The organism is Treponema denticola (assembly GCF_024181405.1).
GTDB classification, from domain to species: Bacteria; Spirochaetota; Spirochaetia; order Treponematales; family Treponemataceae; genus Treponema_B; species Treponema_B denticola_D.
In genome coordinates, this window is the sequence record NZ_CP051302.1 from 2,303,686 (window position 1) to 2,319,492 (window position 15,807).

Annotated in this window: 14 protein-coding genes; 5 read left to right on the forward strand and 9 right to left on the reverse strand. The window is 33.1% G+C overall.

What is annotated here, in order from left to right; all coding sequences use genetic code 11:
- Positions 1–35: 35 nt before the first annotated feature.
- The 7 genes from HGJ18_RS10805 to HGJ18_RS10835 all read right to left on the reverse strand — a co-directional run bounded on the left by HGJ18_RS10805 (position 36) and on the right by HGJ18_RS10835 (position 4,359).
- Entirely contained in the window at positions 36–1,604 is a 1,569-nt protein-coding gene (locus tag HGJ18_RS10805; RefSeq protein WP_301338924.1) for an ATP-binding cassette domain-containing protein, read from the reverse strand.
- A 33-nt stretch (positions 1,605–1,637) separates the two neighbouring features.
- Positions 1,638–2,195 carry a GIY-YIG nuclease family protein gene (locus tag HGJ18_RS10810; RefSeq protein ID WP_253696432.1) on the reverse strand — a complete coding sequence of 186 codons (558 nt, stop codon included), beginning with the start codon at positions 2,193–2,195 and terminating at the stop codon, positions 1,638–1,640.
- The gene (locus HGJ18_RS10815) at positions 2,164–2,634 is read right to left on the reverse strand and encodes a DUF6884 domain-containing protein (protein ID WP_002666152.1); all 471 of its coding nucleotides are present in this window, start codon (positions 2,632–2,634) and stop codon (positions 2,164–2,166) included. The genes HGJ18_RS10810 and HGJ18_RS10815 overlap by 32 nt, the downstream gene beginning before the upstream one ends.
- A gap of 22 nt (positions 2,635–2,656) precedes the next feature.
- Positions 2,657–3,211: a hypothetical protein gene (locus HGJ18_RS10820; RefSeq protein WP_002685042.1), complete on the reverse strand. Its 555-nt coding sequence runs from the start codon at positions 3,209–3,211 to the stop codon at positions 2,657–2,659.
- On the reverse strand, positions 3,198–3,587 hold the full coding sequence (locus HGJ18_RS10825; RefSeq protein WP_029409889.1) for a hypothetical protein: 390 nt from the start codon (positions 3,585–3,587) through the stop codon (positions 3,198–3,200). The genes HGJ18_RS10820 and HGJ18_RS10825 overlap by 14 nt, the downstream gene beginning before the upstream one ends.
- 21 nt (positions 3,588–3,608) lie before the next feature.
- Complete coding sequence (locus HGJ18_RS10830; RefSeq protein WP_002685040.1) at positions 3,609–3,881, reverse strand: hypothetical protein; 273 nt, start codon at positions 3,879–3,881, stop codon at positions 3,609–3,611.
- A gap of 76 nt (positions 3,882–3,957) precedes the next feature.
- Positions 3,958–4,359, reverse strand: a complete 402-nt coding sequence (locus tag HGJ18_RS10835) for a hypothetical protein (RefSeq protein ID WP_366793610.1) — start codon at positions 4,357–4,359, stop codon at positions 3,958–3,960.
- A gap of 350 nt (positions 4,360–4,709) precedes the next feature.
- Between HGJ18_RS10835 and HGJ18_RS10840 the strand changes: the two genes are divergently transcribed.
- Genes HGJ18_RS10840 through HGJ18_RS10850 form a run of 3 tightly spaced genes read left to right on the forward strand, consistent with a single transcriptional unit; the run spans position 4,710 to position 8,576 of the window.
- Positions 4,710–6,329 (forward strand): ABC transporter permease, encoded by a 1,620-nt coding sequence (locus HGJ18_RS10840; protein ID WP_253696434.1) that lies wholly within the window; start codon positions 4,710–4,712, stop codon positions 6,327–6,329.
- A 22-nt stretch (positions 6,330–6,351) separates the two neighbouring features.
- The gene (locus HGJ18_RS10845; RefSeq protein WP_253696435.1) at positions 6,352–7,302 is read left to right on the forward strand and encodes an ABC transporter ATP-binding protein; all 951 of its coding nucleotides are present in this window, start codon (positions 6,352–6,354) and stop codon (positions 7,300–7,302) included.
- Entirely contained in the window at positions 7,299–8,576 is a 1,278-nt protein-coding gene (locus tag HGJ18_RS10850) for a glycosyltransferase family 4 protein (protein ID WP_253696436.1), read from the forward strand. Before HGJ18_RS10845 ends, HGJ18_RS10850 begins: the two co-directional genes overlap by 4 nt.
- On the opposite strand, the gene HGJ18_RS10855 is transcribed toward HGJ18_RS10850, so the two are convergent.
- Together HGJ18_RS10855 and murD are read right to left on the reverse strand one after the other, a co-directional pair.
- On the reverse strand, positions 8,573–9,619 hold the full coding sequence (locus tag HGJ18_RS10855; protein WP_253696438.1) for an alpha/beta hydrolase family protein: 1,047 nt from the start codon (positions 9,617–9,619) through the stop codon (positions 8,573–8,575). The two genes, HGJ18_RS10850 and HGJ18_RS10855, sit on opposite strands and share 4 nt — an antisense overlap.
- Positions 9,620–9,791: 172 nt before the next feature.
- Positions 9,792–11,222, reverse strand: a complete 1,431-nt coding sequence (gene murD / locus HGJ18_RS10860) for a UDP-N-acetylmuramoyl-L-alanine--D-glutamate ligase (RefSeq protein ID WP_253696440.1) — start codon at positions 11,220–11,222, stop codon at positions 9,792–9,794.
- 150 nt (positions 11,223–11,372) lie between these two features.
- On the opposite strand from murD, the gene HGJ18_RS10865 reads away from it, so the two are divergent.
- Together HGJ18_RS10865 and HGJ18_RS10870 are read left to right on the forward strand one after the other, a co-directional pair.
- A complete protein-coding gene (locus HGJ18_RS10865; protein WP_253696442.1) occupies positions 11,373–13,988 on the forward strand; it encodes a type I restriction-modification system subunit M in 2,616 nt (871 codons plus the stop codon).
- The gene (locus HGJ18_RS10870; protein WP_253696444.1) at positions 13,982–15,805 is read left to right on the forward strand and encodes a restriction endonuclease subunit S; all 1,824 of its coding nucleotides are present in this window, start codon (positions 13,982–13,984) and stop codon (positions 15,803–15,805) included. The genes HGJ18_RS10865 and HGJ18_RS10870 overlap by 7 nt, the downstream gene beginning before the upstream one ends.
- Positions 15,806–15,807: the final 2 nt, after the last annotated feature.

Consider the following 15,807-nt stretch of genomic DNA (forward strand, 5'->3'; position numbering starts at 1 on the left):
TCACCGGTTTAATATAAAAATCGGTGATTAGTTTTTTAGTATACATTATAAATTTTATCTGTTAAAATAATCGAAACACAATTCTTAGTTTTGATATATTGTTTTTCACTTTCATTATGAGAGATATAAAAAACGATTTTATCTTTTTCAACCTTATCAAAAAGTATATCGATGAGGTTTTTTTCATTTTTAATATCCAAATGAGCGGAGATTTCATCAATAAGATAAATATCTTTATCAGAGAATTCAATACGCAATAGTTCAATTAATAACTTTTCACCGGAACTCAAATTTTCTGAAGCCCAGTCAAATTTTCTTTTAAAGCCTCCCAATTGTTTTACTATATCCTGTATTTTTTCATTTTTATAATTAATTATTAAATCTTTATCAATATTAGAGGATAACATAATATTTTCCAAAACCGTTCCCGAAATAATTAAGGCTTCAGGACTATGATACGAAACAGAAGAATTTGTATTATCCTTACGGAGAATCGTTTTACTTTCTTCCTGCGTATTTATTTTTATATTTAGAATTCCTGCAAAATTTTTAAGCAAACTTGATTTACCTATTCCGTTAGCCCCTTCAATTAAATAAAATGCAGGCTTATTAAAATAGAGTTCATATTCACTTTTTGAAAATAAAATGCCGTTTTCAGCCGTATTTTCTTTATACCCATTTAAAAATAAAAAGATTCTTTGTATTGAGGCTCTTTTTGAGCTTATAAGAATAATGGAATTCAAGATATTTGAAACGGGAGCAAAGATATTGCCAATCATCAATTGAATAGCTAAAAAGCCGCCTATTGAAGGAGCGGCAGATTTGTTTTCAATCACAAAAAAGAAGGCTGCAATTACTTGTGTAAGGATGGTAATAAGTCTTAAAATATTTTTTCCAAATTGTTCGGCCCTTGCAGCTTGTGCAGAAATACTATAAAAGCCCTTATTAAGCACACCGAATTCTTTTTGCATATATTCATTGTGTTTATTTGCATAAATATAAGAATATCGCTCATGGATATAAACAATAAAATCCTGTTTTTCTTTTAATTTCTCTCTGCTTATTTTACTAAGTACCGAATTCTTTTTTGAAATAACCAAGGCTATTATAATATTTGTAAAAGAAGCTATTATACATAATAAAAATATATTTAAAGATTCTATTTTAATATAGCGTAAAGCAAAAGTTACAAATAAAATTTCTACAATTAACTTAGGATAAAATTGCGTTATATATGCGAAAAAAGAATTTATATCATTATTTAAAAGTGTAATAATTTCTCCCGATGAATAACTTATACTTTTGGCAGGTTTCTCCGTTTGATATTTATAAAATACCGTATCGGATATAAAATAATATATTTTTTCAAGTAAACGAGTTAAAACCGAAATAGACAATATACAAAAGATAAAATCACAACAGAAAAAAATTATGAGAAAGAGATAATCAGATAATTTAATATTCGGCAAATTAAACAGTTTATCTATAAATTGTTTAACCATAATAGGTTCAAAATAAATAAGTAAATTTTGCAAACCTAATAGGATAAATATCCATAGATCATAAAAACATATTTTTTTATAAAATACCTTTCTTCGATGCATCTATCTTGATTTTAGATTTTTTTATAATTTTTTTCAAGCTATAGCCGTATTTTTACTTATTTTTCTAAGCCGTTTTAATTCTTTTTTTATTTCTTTTGCACAAGGATGGTTGTTATCCCTAATATTTAAAACTCTCAAATGTTCTTGTAATAACCGTCTTTCAATATCGGTCAACTCATTTTTTGCATCAGTAGATTTTATCGGATTATCATTGAAAAAATATTCCACTTCCAATTTATCAATAAAATTATCCGTAGCTTCTTTATCATACTGATTATGAGCAACTATACTGGCTATACTTTGTCTAAGCGTTGATAATGTTCCATATTTTACACTGCTTTCCGTATGTTTATCATTGACATGCCAATTCAATCTGTCTACAACAGGTTCGTTTACGGCAATACCGACATATATGCAAAACATTCCGGACTTTGTTTCAATTGATGATTTTACATCATCAAATTTGACATTAAGTTCGGTTAAGATAACATCCAATTCAGTTCGTTTTGCCCACCATTTATAATATCCAGGCAGTTTTTTTATTTTTTGTAAATTTTCTTTATTTCTTAATTCTATAGCTTTTACTATCATGAGGCTTTCCATTCCTATATTCGTTTTTTTTATCCAAATCAATACAATTACTATTTTTATACCTAAAAACAACACAGTTTAAATGAGGCATTAAATGCTCATAGTATGATTTACCGCCAAAAATATAGAATATATCGTTTTTTAAATCATACTTTGATTTTAATTTATTCAACACATCTTCCGCCCATTTCTTTTTATATTCTGCCGATTGTTTTCCCAAATAAAGATTATAATATGAAATATATTCATCTTTATCTAATAGTCCGTATTTTCCTGATAGAATATACCATTCTTCACATTTGTACTTTTTTAATCCCTCTTCTTTTGAAAGAATAAAAGTGTGCCCCTTATATATATCTTTCGCCAAATATTTTTTTGCAGGGCTTTCTTTCCCCAATTTAGTACTGCTGCAAGCAATTAGCCCAATTATTTTACCCATAATTTATCTCCTTTTGAATAATTTACTCAAGCATAAATTTAATCGGAAAAAATCCTTTCGGTTTTAATCCGTGTTTTATCCACATTTTCCTTGATGATAATTGGCAGTCCAATAAGGCATTTACTATATTGTCTTCCGTGTCCGTATTTATCGGTTTTGCACTAGCACCGATTTCAAATACGGTAGATAAAAATCGGTCGTCGGCAAACCTTAATAAAAACACCCCGTTAGAAAAATAAAACCATATATCATAACCTGTAAAATTCGGTTTAGAGAGTTTCATTATCCTCAGCTCCCATTTGTTTTGCTGTTTATATGATTCATCATATATCATCCATTCATACGCACAATATGACGAATTTTTAAGATAGGTATTCATTTTTTCTTTCATCAACGCAATGATTTTAGCTTCCGTAATTTTATTATCATTCCGCGTAGAAAATATTTGCTCATACTTAGTTTTATCTTCAGTATAAGAAAAGTCATCCTCTTCCCACCAATTTTGTTCGGCAAAAAGAGAAATGCTAAATAGAATTATGTACAGTATTCCTAATAGAAATTTTTTATAGTTTGTCATTTTTTAGCACCTTACCCCAGTATTTAAAAGATGTACCGTTATTTGTAATGGTTACATATAAAGCAATGCTTTCCGGTGAAAAAAGGCTTTTGCATATTAAAACAATATATGATTCGCCGTCACTAATGTCATATTCATTTAAGGCTTGCCAACAGAGCCATACATTAGATTTTGAGAGTTTTGTTAAATCTCTGCCAGGTTCTTTAGAAAAGTTATCAAAAACAGTCGATTCTTTATTTGGCGGAATATATAAGGCAACAGCATAACCACTATTTTCGGAAAGATCATTATAATATTTAAAATCTATTTGCTGTGCATAAACCGCTGTAAAAACCGAACAAATAAAAATAACGGTAAGCACAATTTTCTTTTTCATATCAAACTCCTTTTATCGCAATTATTTTCTTAGTTTATTACGGGCAGCTTTTCTATCTTCTTCCGTAAATAAATCGTGCCACTGTTCTTCAAGGACAATGCTTTCCATTGTCAGTTCGGGATGCCCCAATTCATGAAGTTTAAGAAAACCACCTTGAGGTCTTGGATCATGAATAAGCCTTTTTATCGCTTGTATTGTTCCATAGTCATTTCTCATTTGCATAAAATAAGTCGGCTTATATCCCAAGCTGTTCATTTTTTTTATGGTGCCATCAATGTATGTTTCAAAGTCCATATATCATACCTCCTCTATTCTCTTTGAATAGGCTTCCAAAATCGAAAGTATTTTTTGAAAGCCCCAGTTTTATTATTTACTTTTTACTTCCTGAAAACGATACTGTATTTAGTCCCTGTACCATCACCTTACCGGTTACTTTATTATCACTTGCTATCTTTCCTGTAATGGTAAACGGTGTTTCAGTCAATTTCGTTTTGCCGGAACCTGTAAAACTCCCATCAGCTTTTATACTACCGCTGCATTCTGATTTTGCGTCAGATAATATTTGAAACCATCCTGTAAAATTTCCTGAAGCACTGACTGTGAATTCCCAAGAACCCAATCCCGATCCATCTTCACCCTCACCGCCATAGGTTCCGGCATAAGCTATACCTGCTAACTTATTGTTCACACCTGAACATCCGCTCATCACCACCACTGCACCAATTATCAAAACTAATGCAACAGCCATTGAAACCGATCTTTTTTGTTTCATCTTAACCCTTCCTTCTTGAGATATAATTTTATAAATAGAATTATTTTTATGAGAAAAACAATGATGTAAAAAGTTATTCGTTAGAGATATTATAGTTAATAGAGAAAATAGGGGGGGGTAACCCAGGGCTAACATTTTTCTCTACTTTTTTAACAAGCAAATTTGAATTTTGAGAAAAATAAAGTTTAAAATAATCCAAAAACCGCTCAAGCATATATTTATATTAAGTCAAAACCTAGAATCTGTCAAGCCTGAGTAAAACGGGTTTCCTATATCAATCACCTAAAATTTATTCCATATCATATACTAGTAAATTTATTAAAAATAATATAGACTTATAGGATAATTTAATGAAACAACAGCTTAAAAAAAATTATAACGGCCTCATCGACTATATCCTCATACTAAGCTTAATTTTAAGTATTTTTATATTTATAGCTATGCCTTTTTTTTATGTATTTAAAGAAAGCCTTGTTATAAACGGAAGCCTTAGCTTTGAGCTTTTTGAAGATGTGTTTAAAAATCATCTTCATCTTTTAAAAAATTCCTTATCGGTAGGATTTTATACGACGGTTTTAACGGCAATCGCAGGGATAAGCACGGCCTTGTTTTCTTATCTGATGCCTAAAAAAATAAAACGCCTGATTTTTTTAATTTTAGCTGTAACGATGATAAGCCCGCCCTTTGTAACAGCCCTCAGTTATATAAACCTTTTTGGAAGGAGGGGGCTTGTTTCTTATTATCTTTTAGGTATTTCAAAAAGTCCATACGGAATTACCGGCATTGTGCTGATGCAGTCTTTAAGTAATTTTTCTTTAGCGGCTTTAATCTTAATCGGGTTTTTAAATAATTTGGATAGATCTCAATTGGATAGTGCCCGCAACCTCGGAGCAAAGACAAACCGCCTGATTATCGATATAATTCTTCCCTTTCTTTTTCCTGCTATCAAATCGGTTATGCTCTTAACTTTTTTGCGAAGTTTGTCGGATTTCGGAACGCCCGTAATCATAGGAGGCTCTTTTAATGTGCTTGCAACCGAAAGCTATTTTGCAGTAATAGCTCAAGGCAATTTGGGAAAGGCTTCCGCAATAAATGTGCTTCTTTTAATTCCTGCAATTATTATTTTTATTCTTTATCAAAAAAGTTTTAAAAATATTTCCATATCTTCACACGGTACGGCCTCCTCTGAGATTGAAATAAAAAGACAGGGAATTCTTTTTTATCTTATAAGCATAATTGCCGTTTTCTTTTTATTATGGATAAGCATTCAATATTCTTCTATTATATTATCCGCATTTACAAAAATGAAAAAGGGGAAAATGATTTTCACCTTTGCAAATATTTTAGAAACAAGAGATCATATCACAAGCACGGTTATAAGGAGCATAGCCTACAGTCTTATCGCTGCAGTCGGAGGCAGCATAATCGGTTTGCTAATCGCTTATTATAAACAAATAAGAAAAATAAAGATAATGCAGGCTGTAGATTTTGCCGCAACTCTTCCCTATATAATTCCGGGAACATTTTTCGGGCTCGGTTATTTATTGGCCTTTAATTCAAAACCCTTAATGCTTACAGGAACGACAGCAATAGTTGTTTTAAATATACTATTTAAACAGCTGCCATTTTCTACAAAGATAGGGAATGCGTCAATGGAAGAAATCAATATCGACACTTTAAATTCAATCAGAGATTTAGGCGGTAAAAGAATAAATGAAATCACCGATGCCGTTATTCCTTTAAGTAAAAATGCTTTGGGCGTTTCTTTTATCAACGGATTTACAACGACTATGACTACAATAGGTTCAATTATTTTTTTGGTATACCCAAGTCAAAAAGTTTTAACCCTTGTTATGTTCGATGTAATTCAAAGCGGTTATTATGAAACAGGCTCGGTAATTGCCTTGCTTATAATTATAATTTGTTTAATTGTAAATTTAATTTACTTTTTAGTTTTAAAGAAAAAATAATTTTTAAAATGCCGGAGGTTTTATGTATTTGGAATTAACAAACCTAACAAAAACATATAAAGAAAAAAATGCGGTAAAAAATATAAGCTTTAATCTTGAAAAAGGAAAACTCCTTTGTCTTTTAGGACCGTCCGGCTGCGGAAAAAGTACGGTATTAAAATCGATAGGAGGTTTTTTAAAACCTGACAGCGGAAAGATAATTCTTGACGGCAAAGAAATTACAAATGACCCGCCTGAAAATAGAAATGTTTCTACCGTTTTTCAATCCTATGGACTTTTTCCTCACATGAATGTTTTATCGAATATTATTTACGGTTTAAAATTTAAAAAGATGCCTAAGGCTGAACGAGTTGAAGCCGGAATGAAGATGATAAAAACAATGGGCTTATCGGGTTATGAAAAAAAACATATAAGCGAACTTTCAGGCGGGGAACAGCAGAGAGTTGCTCTTGCACGCAGTTTGATTATAAGGCCCAAACTTCTTTTGTTGGACGAACCTTTAAGCAATTTGGATGCAAAGCTTAGAATCAATATGCGTAAAGAGATAAAACAAATTCAAAAAGAATTTAATATCACTACAATTTTTGTTACCCATGATCAAAGCGAAGCATTTGAAATTGCCGATAAAATTATTTTGATGAACAATGGAGAAATTATTCAGGAAGGAACAGCTGAATCTCTTTATAATCAACCTGCAAGCGAATTTGCTCTTGACTTTATCGGTGCAAACAATAAAATAGAAAATTCATATATCAGGCCTGAAAAGATAAAAGTATTTACATCATTACCGGAAGAAGATACAAAAGATTTTAAAGAAGCCCAAATTATCAATATTATTTTTAAGGGCGAAATAATAGAACTATTTCTTAAAACTAAAGAAAAAGAATTAAAGGCCATTGTTTTAAACAATGACTGCAATTACAAAAAAGATGAAAGAGTTTACATCAAATACAATAGGGAGAATTTAAATTGAAGATACTTCACTGCCTTGCACAATTACCGATGAAAACAGGAAGCGGGGTTTATTTTAGTACCCTCGTCGAAGGAATGATAAAAAAAGGACATGAAAATGCGGTTCTTTACGGTACACAGCTTCCCTTTGCCGAAAAAACTTTTAATGAATCTTTACCCGATAAATTACAGAGAAGCGTAAAAGAATATCCCATCAAATTTTTATCCGATTATGTACAAGGAGAAAAAACCGTTTTTAATGCAGACATCCCTTTCCCGATTGCAGGAATGAGCGACATAATGCCCTATACCTCAACCGTTTATTCCGAAATGAATGATGAGATGTATCAAAAATGGATTTCTGTTTTTGAAAAAACTCTTCTCCGTGCAAGAGAAGAATTTAATCCCGATGTCATTATAAGTCATCATCTTTTTATTTTAACCTCTTTGGTAAAAAAAATATTTTCCGGCAAAAAAATAATAGGTATAAGTCACGGTACGGATATAAGGCAGATTAAAAAAAATCTTTGGATAAAGACACGGTACATACAAAACTTGGACAAGCTCGATTTATATTTTACCGTAAGCCCTAAGGATATTAACGAAGTGCAAACTATTTTTTCAGCACCGCCTAAAAAAATTAAATTGGCAGGAGGAGGCTTTAACCCCGACATTTTTAACGATAAGGATAGACATATCTTTGACGGAACATTTAAACTTTGCTATGCAGGAAAGATATCCGATTCAAAGGGAGTGTTTGAACTTGCAAAAACTCTTCCGCTTATTTTAAAAAAATATCCTAATACGGAACTGACCTTGATAGGAAATGCAAGTGAAGAACAAAAAGCAGCTCTTTTAAAAAACGCAAACTACAGTGAAAATTTAAAAATAGTAAATGCTTCATCTCAAATATGTATGTGTAAAATTTTAAAACAAAACGATATTTTTATTTTGCCTTCGTACTATGAAGCCTTAGGTCTTGTCGCCGTTGAAGCCTTAGCCTGCGGCCTTTTTACAGTTACCACAGAAATTGAAGGACTTATAAACCTCCTCGGCGAAAAAATCAACACAAGCGGCATTATCGAATTTGTCAAACTTCCCCGCATTTACGATGTGGACAAGGCCTACGAAGAAGATAAGCCCGCCTTTGTCGAAGCCCTTGCCGAAAAAATCATGCTTCAAATGGAAAGACTTAAATCTCAAGAGGATTTTTATTCCCCTGTTTCGGCAGAAATAAAAAAACATTCTTGGGACAGCATTATCGATAGGGTTGAAGAAATGATATCGGGTATTTAACTTTCATCATAAAACAAAACTATTTTTTCCATTAGACCTTTATCAACTTCAAAAAATTGTTTTTTGTCCAGATGTTTTTTAAAATACTCGGCTCGTATTTCAGGTGTAATTTCTACTTGCAAAGATTTTTTAAAACTTGTAAAATCTTCGCTGAGTCTTTTACCGTAACTTCTAGCTTCATCAGTATAATACAAATAACTATGTCCTCTATTATCATACTCGATAAAAGTGAATCGGGTATTGTTTCCGAATTTTTTATAAAACCGTTTATAATTATTTTCAAAAGAAACGGTATCATCGTCAGAACTGTGAATAACCATTATCTTTGTATCGGAATTTTCGAATCCCTTTATGCAAGAATAATTTGCATATTTCCCGAATTTTATTTTTTCTATCAACGAAAAATAGGGCATAAAAAAGTTAATCCACTTTCCGATAAAGCTGCCTCCATTATCTTTTATCATACCGATCGAAGAGTTAAAACCCGAAACTGTCACAACCGCCGCTATGTCCTTATGTAAATTTAAAACACTTCCAACGGAATAACCGCCCCAACTGTGTCCGAAAAGCATAATCGGTAAATTTTTAAATTCTTCATTTTCTTTTACAAACCTGATTGCATAGTCAAGGTCGATAATCCCCTGGGGCAAACCTCCAACTCCGCTTCCCTCACTTTCATCATTTCCTGTAGCATCATAAGAAAACACCAAATACCCGTTTCCTGCCAAATAATCTGCAACATCCATATAGGAATTATGCCCTCCGCCTCCAAATCCGTGAGCTATTATTATAAGCCCCTTATAGCCGCTATCTTCTTTATAATATTTGTAAGCAGTAAGTTTTTGTCCCTTATTTGAAGTAAAAAAATATTTTTTTAATTTCAATCCTTCAAATTCTTCTACCTGCCGTTTCATATAGGAGGAGGTTGTATATCTTAAACCGAAAGTATCTTGATAAATAAAGTAAGCAATACCCATAGGCAAAATAAAAAGAACAAACACAACAGCTGTTATCCATAAAATCAATTTTCTTTTTCCTTTCATATAAAACCTTCTTTATATAATCTTTATTCGTGCGGAGGGTTTAATACCCCGACGCTTGCGTCGTAACGAAGGGTATTAAAGCCGACTGCAACCACCTTATGAGAACAACATAGTCCGACGCTCTGCGTCGGGGTATGTTGATTTCTTGGTATCAAACCTTAATCAAATTCTATCAGCAAAATATTTCTTTTACCTTTTCTTTGAATGTATTGCCGCGGTCGAATTCGTTTTTAAACATGCCGAAGGAGGCTGCACCCGGCGATAGAATTACGACATCGCCTTTTTCTGCGTTTTCTTTTAATGAAAACAAAAGAGAGTCCAAGCTGTCAAAGGGGCCATTATATTCAATAGCCTTTTCTTTAAGGAGAGGAATTAAAAGGTCTGTTCCCGTTCCTGCAAGAAGATATAGGCTTTTGGCAAGATTTGCTTTTTCGGCAAGCGGAATAAAATTTAAGTTTTTATTTGTTCCGCCGCAAATTAAGATGGGCGGCTTATCAAAAGCTTCTAAGGCGGCAGCAGATGCTTCGGGAATTGTAGCGGCCGTATCATTATAAAATTTTATTCCGTTTGTTTCATAAAAAAATTCCAATCGATGTTCAATACCCGAATACTCGTCCATAAATTTACGGATAAATTCGGATTGCTCTTTGATGTTATTGTTTTTTAAATTTTCAGGCTTATGAATTTTTTGATAAAGCAGAAGAGCAAGACCTGCATTCAAGACATTTTGTTTAAGTTTAAGCCCGGGAACTTTTGCATCCTTTGAAAGTAAAAGCCTTTCTACATCACTTAAATTGCAAAGGCCTTCTTGGTTCTTATTAAAAAAAACTCCTCGATATTCTTTAGCCGGTTTTTTTTCACTGTACCAAAAAACATTTGCTCTTGTTTCTTCTGCAAAAATTTTTCCCCAGCCGTCATCAAAATTACAGATTAGATAATCCGCTTCATCCATATTTTCATAGATTATTTTTTTATCGGCAACATATTTTTCCATTGTGCCGTACCAGTTTAAGTGGTCGGGCATTATGGGCGTAATAATCGCAATCTTAGGCTTAAGCAGTTTTTTATTTTTTAAATCGGCAAGCTGCCAACTGGAGAGCTCCAAAACCACAGGCGTATCGCAAGAGGTTTCTTCAAAAAAACTTAAAGGGCTGACCGTAATGTTCCCGCCCAAAAAAGCATTGTACCCTAACTTTTTAAACCCGTAATAAAGGGCACTTACCGTAGAGGATTTTCCCTTGCTTCCCGTTACCGCCAAAATCGGAGCCTTTGAAAGAAAAAGAAAAACCGAAACATCTGACTCTATTTGTTTTGCGGCTTCTAAAAAAACATTTCCTTCAAGTTTTACGCCTGGATTTTTGATGACAAGATCGGCTTCCCTAAAATCCTCTATTCTATGTTCACCCAACACAAATCGAATATTCTTAAAAGCAGAAAGTTTCTCGATTGATGGTCTTAATTCTTCCGAAGTTTTTAAATCCGTTACCGTAACCTCGGCTCCATATCGGGCAAAAAATTGGGCAGTCGCAAGCCCTCCCCCATTTAGCCCAAGCCCCATAACGGTTACTTTTTTATTCTTTATATTTTCTAAGCTTATTTGCATAGCAATCATTATAACAAAAAATTTTAGGAAGTACCAGATGATGAGGAATGGATAAATGAAAGATAGGGTTCGAATAAACAAAACGTATTGAATAAAGATCCAAATTCATTATATAATATATTATTTATAAAATAATGAAAGGCTTATAAAATGGCGGTTAGAAAAAGCGAATTATATGGTAGTTTGTGGGCAGGCTGCGATAGTCTGAGAGGCGGGATGGACAGCTCTCAGTACAAAGATTATATTTTAACACTATTATTTGTAAAATATGTATCTGACAAATACAAAGATATGCCCTACGGTGAAATTGAAATCCCCGAAGGGGGCAGCTTTGATGATATGCTTGCTCTACGCGGCAAAAAAGGAATAGGAGAAGGCATAGATAAAGTTATAGCAAAACTAGCCGAAGCGAACGATCTTCGAGGCATAATAGATAATGCGTATTTTAATGATCCAACAAAATTCGGATCCGGACAAGAGATGGTAGATAAGCTTACCGAATTGCTTTCAATATTTTGCGATAAAATGCCAAACTTCGGTAAGAATAAAGCCGAAGGAGATGATATTATAGGAGATGCCTATGAATATCTTATGAAAAATTTTGCAACAGAAAGCGGGAAAAGTAAAGGGCAATTTTATACACCAGCCGAAGTTTCCCGTATTCTTGCTCACGTTATAGGTATAGAAAAAGCAAAATCCGGAGAAAGCACCTTATATGATCCTGCCTGCGGGTCGGGCTCCCTCCTTATCCGTGCGGCCGAAACAGCACCTCCCAATGTAGCAGTCTTTGGACAAGAAAAAGATATTACAACAGCAGGTCTTGCCAAGATGAATCTTGTACTACATAATGTAGCAACGGCAGAAATAAAAAGCGGCAATACATTTTCAGAACCCAAATATAAAAAACATGATAATGAAACGGCACTACGTCAGTTTGACTTTGCCGTAGTTAATCCGCCTTTTTCCGATAAAAACTGGACTCACGGTTTACAGGATTTTGGACGTTTTGACGGATATGAAGAAAGACCTCCTGAAAAAAACGGTGATTTTGCATGGCTTCTTCACGTTATAAAATCACTTAAGAGAAATGGAAAAGCCGCTGTTATCCTTCCTCATGGAGTATTATTTCGAGGAAATGCCGAAGCCTCAATAAGGAAAGCCCTTATAAAAAAAGGTTTTATAAAAGGTATCATAGGACTTCCTCCAAACCTGTTTTATGGAACCGGAATACCGGCTTGCATAATTGTTATTGATAAAGAAAATGCAGAAAAGCGAAAGGGAATTTTTATCATTGATGCAAGTAAGGATTTTATAAAAGACAATGATAAAAACCGTTTACGAGAACGGGATATATATAAAATTACTACAGTATTTAATAATAAAAAAGAATTGCCTTATTACTCGCGTTTTGTTTTCATCGATGAAATTGAACAAAATGATTATAATCTTAATATACCGAGATATATTCAAAACGGAACATCCGAAGAGGTACAAAACATTGAAGCTCATCTAAGAGGCGGAATTCCTTCAGAAGATATTGAAAATTTATCTGCATATTGGGACACATTTCCTCAATTAAAGAGCTCTCTTTTTAAACCGTTGCGGGATGATTTTTGCTCACTTGCAGCAGAAAAAGACAGCCTCTATGGAGTAATTGAAGACGATAAAGATTTTTCAAACTATGCGGATATTATTGAAACCGCGTTTGAAAAATGGAAGCGGAAGGCAAAAAAACATCTGTCTAGTATAACCAATGATACAAAACCTAAAGAGCTTATCCGCTTGCTTGCAGAGTTGCTGATTAAAGAATATGAATCCGTTCATCTTATTGATAAATATGATGTTTATGAAGTATTGCTTTCGTATTGGAACAACACAATGAGCGATGATGTCTATCTTATTATGCAAGACGGTTATTCTGTAATACGGGAGATAGATATTTTTACAAAAGCAAGTACAAACAAGAACAATGGAAAAGAAAAAACAATTGAAACCGGTTGGGACGGTAAGGTCATTTCTAAAGGACTTGTAATAGAGATGTTTTTTCTTAAAGAAAAAACGGAAATAGATAAGATAGAAAAAGTTATTGATACCGTTCAGGGAGAATTGAATGAAATACTTGAGAATATAGATGAAGATTCGGTTATCAATGAATGTTTGACCGATAAAAAAAACTTAGATAAAACACTTTTAAATTTAAAGATATCTGAAATACGATCTTTTATCATTAATGATGAAATAAAAGCCTTAGTTGAACTTCAAAATTCGGAAAAACCTAAAAAAAAGGAAGTGCTTGCATATATAACTAAAAATCCTTTATGTAAAAATGCTGTAACCGATAAAGGAACTATTACGACTGCAAGCATCAATAACCGTATTGAAGAAATAAGGGATGCTTTATCTGTTCCTGAAGAACATGCTGAGGACTATGCTTTATTGTGCAAAGCGCAAAACAAGTCCGAATTGATAGAAGAAAATACAAAATTGCTAAAAGCACTCCGTACAGCCTTAGATGAAAGGGTTCGTAAGCATTACGCCAACCTGTCTGATGAAGAATGTATCAAACTATTGCTTGATTTAAAATGGTTCCGCTCAATTTCAAACGGAATCTACGAACTGTATGAGGCTGTAAATCATCATCTGTCCGAACGGATTGGCGAACTTGCCGAACGCTATGACCAAACTCTTCCCGAACTTGAAAAAGAAACAGCATTACTTGAAAACAAGGTAAAATCACATTTACAAAAGATGGGGTTTGTATGGTAGTACCTGAAGGATGGGAACAAGTTACATTAGAAAGTATATGTCTACCTGATGGGTTAATTAGAGGACCTTTTGGAGGTTCTCTAAAAAAGGAAATATTCTTAAAAAAAGGCTACAAAATATATGAACAGAAAAATGCTATATATGCCTCTATAAGAATAGGAACATATTATATTTCTCCCGATAAATATAGAGAACTAAATAGGTTTGCTGTTACTAGTGGTGATTTTATTGTCAGTTGTTCTGGAACGATAGGATGTATATATGAGCTTCCAATGAATTCACCCAAAGGTGTAATTAACCAAGCTTTGCTAAAAATTACCATTGATTATTCAAAAATAGATAAAGAATTCTTTCGCCAGTATTTTATATCTTCAATATTTCAAAAAACAATTATTGATGATACTCAAGGTGGTGCAATGCAAAATCTGGTTGGAATGAGTAAATTTAAAAAAACACTTTTTCTCATCCCTCAAAATATATCTGAACAACGCCGCATTGCAGAAGTCTTATCCGATACAGATACTTATATAAGCTCTTTAAAAAAACTCATTACAAAAAAAGAATCTGTAAAACAAGGGGTAATGCAGAAATTACTTACCGGTAAAAAACGATTGCCGGATTTCAGCGGTGAATGGGTAGAAAAGAGATTAGGGGAATTTAATATACGTAAAGGAGAAGTAATAACAAAAGCTACAGCAACCATTGGTAATATTCCTGTCGTTGCTGGAGGCAAAACTATCACATATTATACAAATAAATATAATAGAGAATCAAACACAATTACCATAAGTGCATCTGGTGCTAATGCGGGCTTTGTTAATTTTTGGAAATGCAGAATTTTTGCTTCAGACTGTTCTACCATTGAAAAACAATCTGAATATAATATTGAACATGTATATTATTCACTTTTAAATAAACAAGACGATTTATATAAATGTCAAACTGGTGGGGCTCAACCACATGTACAACCATCTGACATATCCTCATTGATTATCTTAGTTCCTCCAACTCTTGCCGAACAAACAGCAATAGCAAATATCCTTTCCGATATGGATCAAGAAATCGAAGCTTTAAAAAAGAAATTAAAAAAAGTAGAATCCATAAAACAAGGGATGATGCAAAAACTTCTTACAGGAGATATTCGACTCTTGGAAGGAACAGAGGATATTAAAGAAGAGAGCCTTTCCAAACCAAAACTGCAGAATAAGAATCTATATGCAGCGAAAAAAGTTTACAGCTATAAAACGACCGGAAGACACAGTAAAGGATTTGATGATGCAGTCATGATTGCCGGTATTGTAAATGCTCTTTATTCGCCTCAGTATCCTCTAGGAAGAAAAAAATTACAAAAGTGTTTATACCTTTTACGCCGTTATCAAGAACAAAGTACGGAAGAATTTAAGAAAAAGGCTGCCGGTCCTTATGCAGATGAAATTAGATATAAAGGCGGGGAACCTATAGCTATAAAGTCAAAATATATTATTTCACATAAAGGTACAAAAGGAACAATATTTAGTATCGGAAATAATATAAATCAAGCTCTGGAATATATTAATCGTTGGAATATGCAAGCAGATATAGAATGGGTAAAGAAAACACTTAAATTTGAAAAGGTTGATAAGCTGGAATTATGGGCAACTGTTGATATGGCTATCTGTGATTTAAAATCTTCAAAAATACCGATTTCAGTCGCTTCAATAAAGAATTTGATAGCAACAAATAAAGAGTGGAGCAAAAAGTTGGAAAAACCTATGTTTTCCGATAAAAACATTGCAGACGCTATCACTATACTTCAAGCCTTATTTATAAAGGGGTAAAC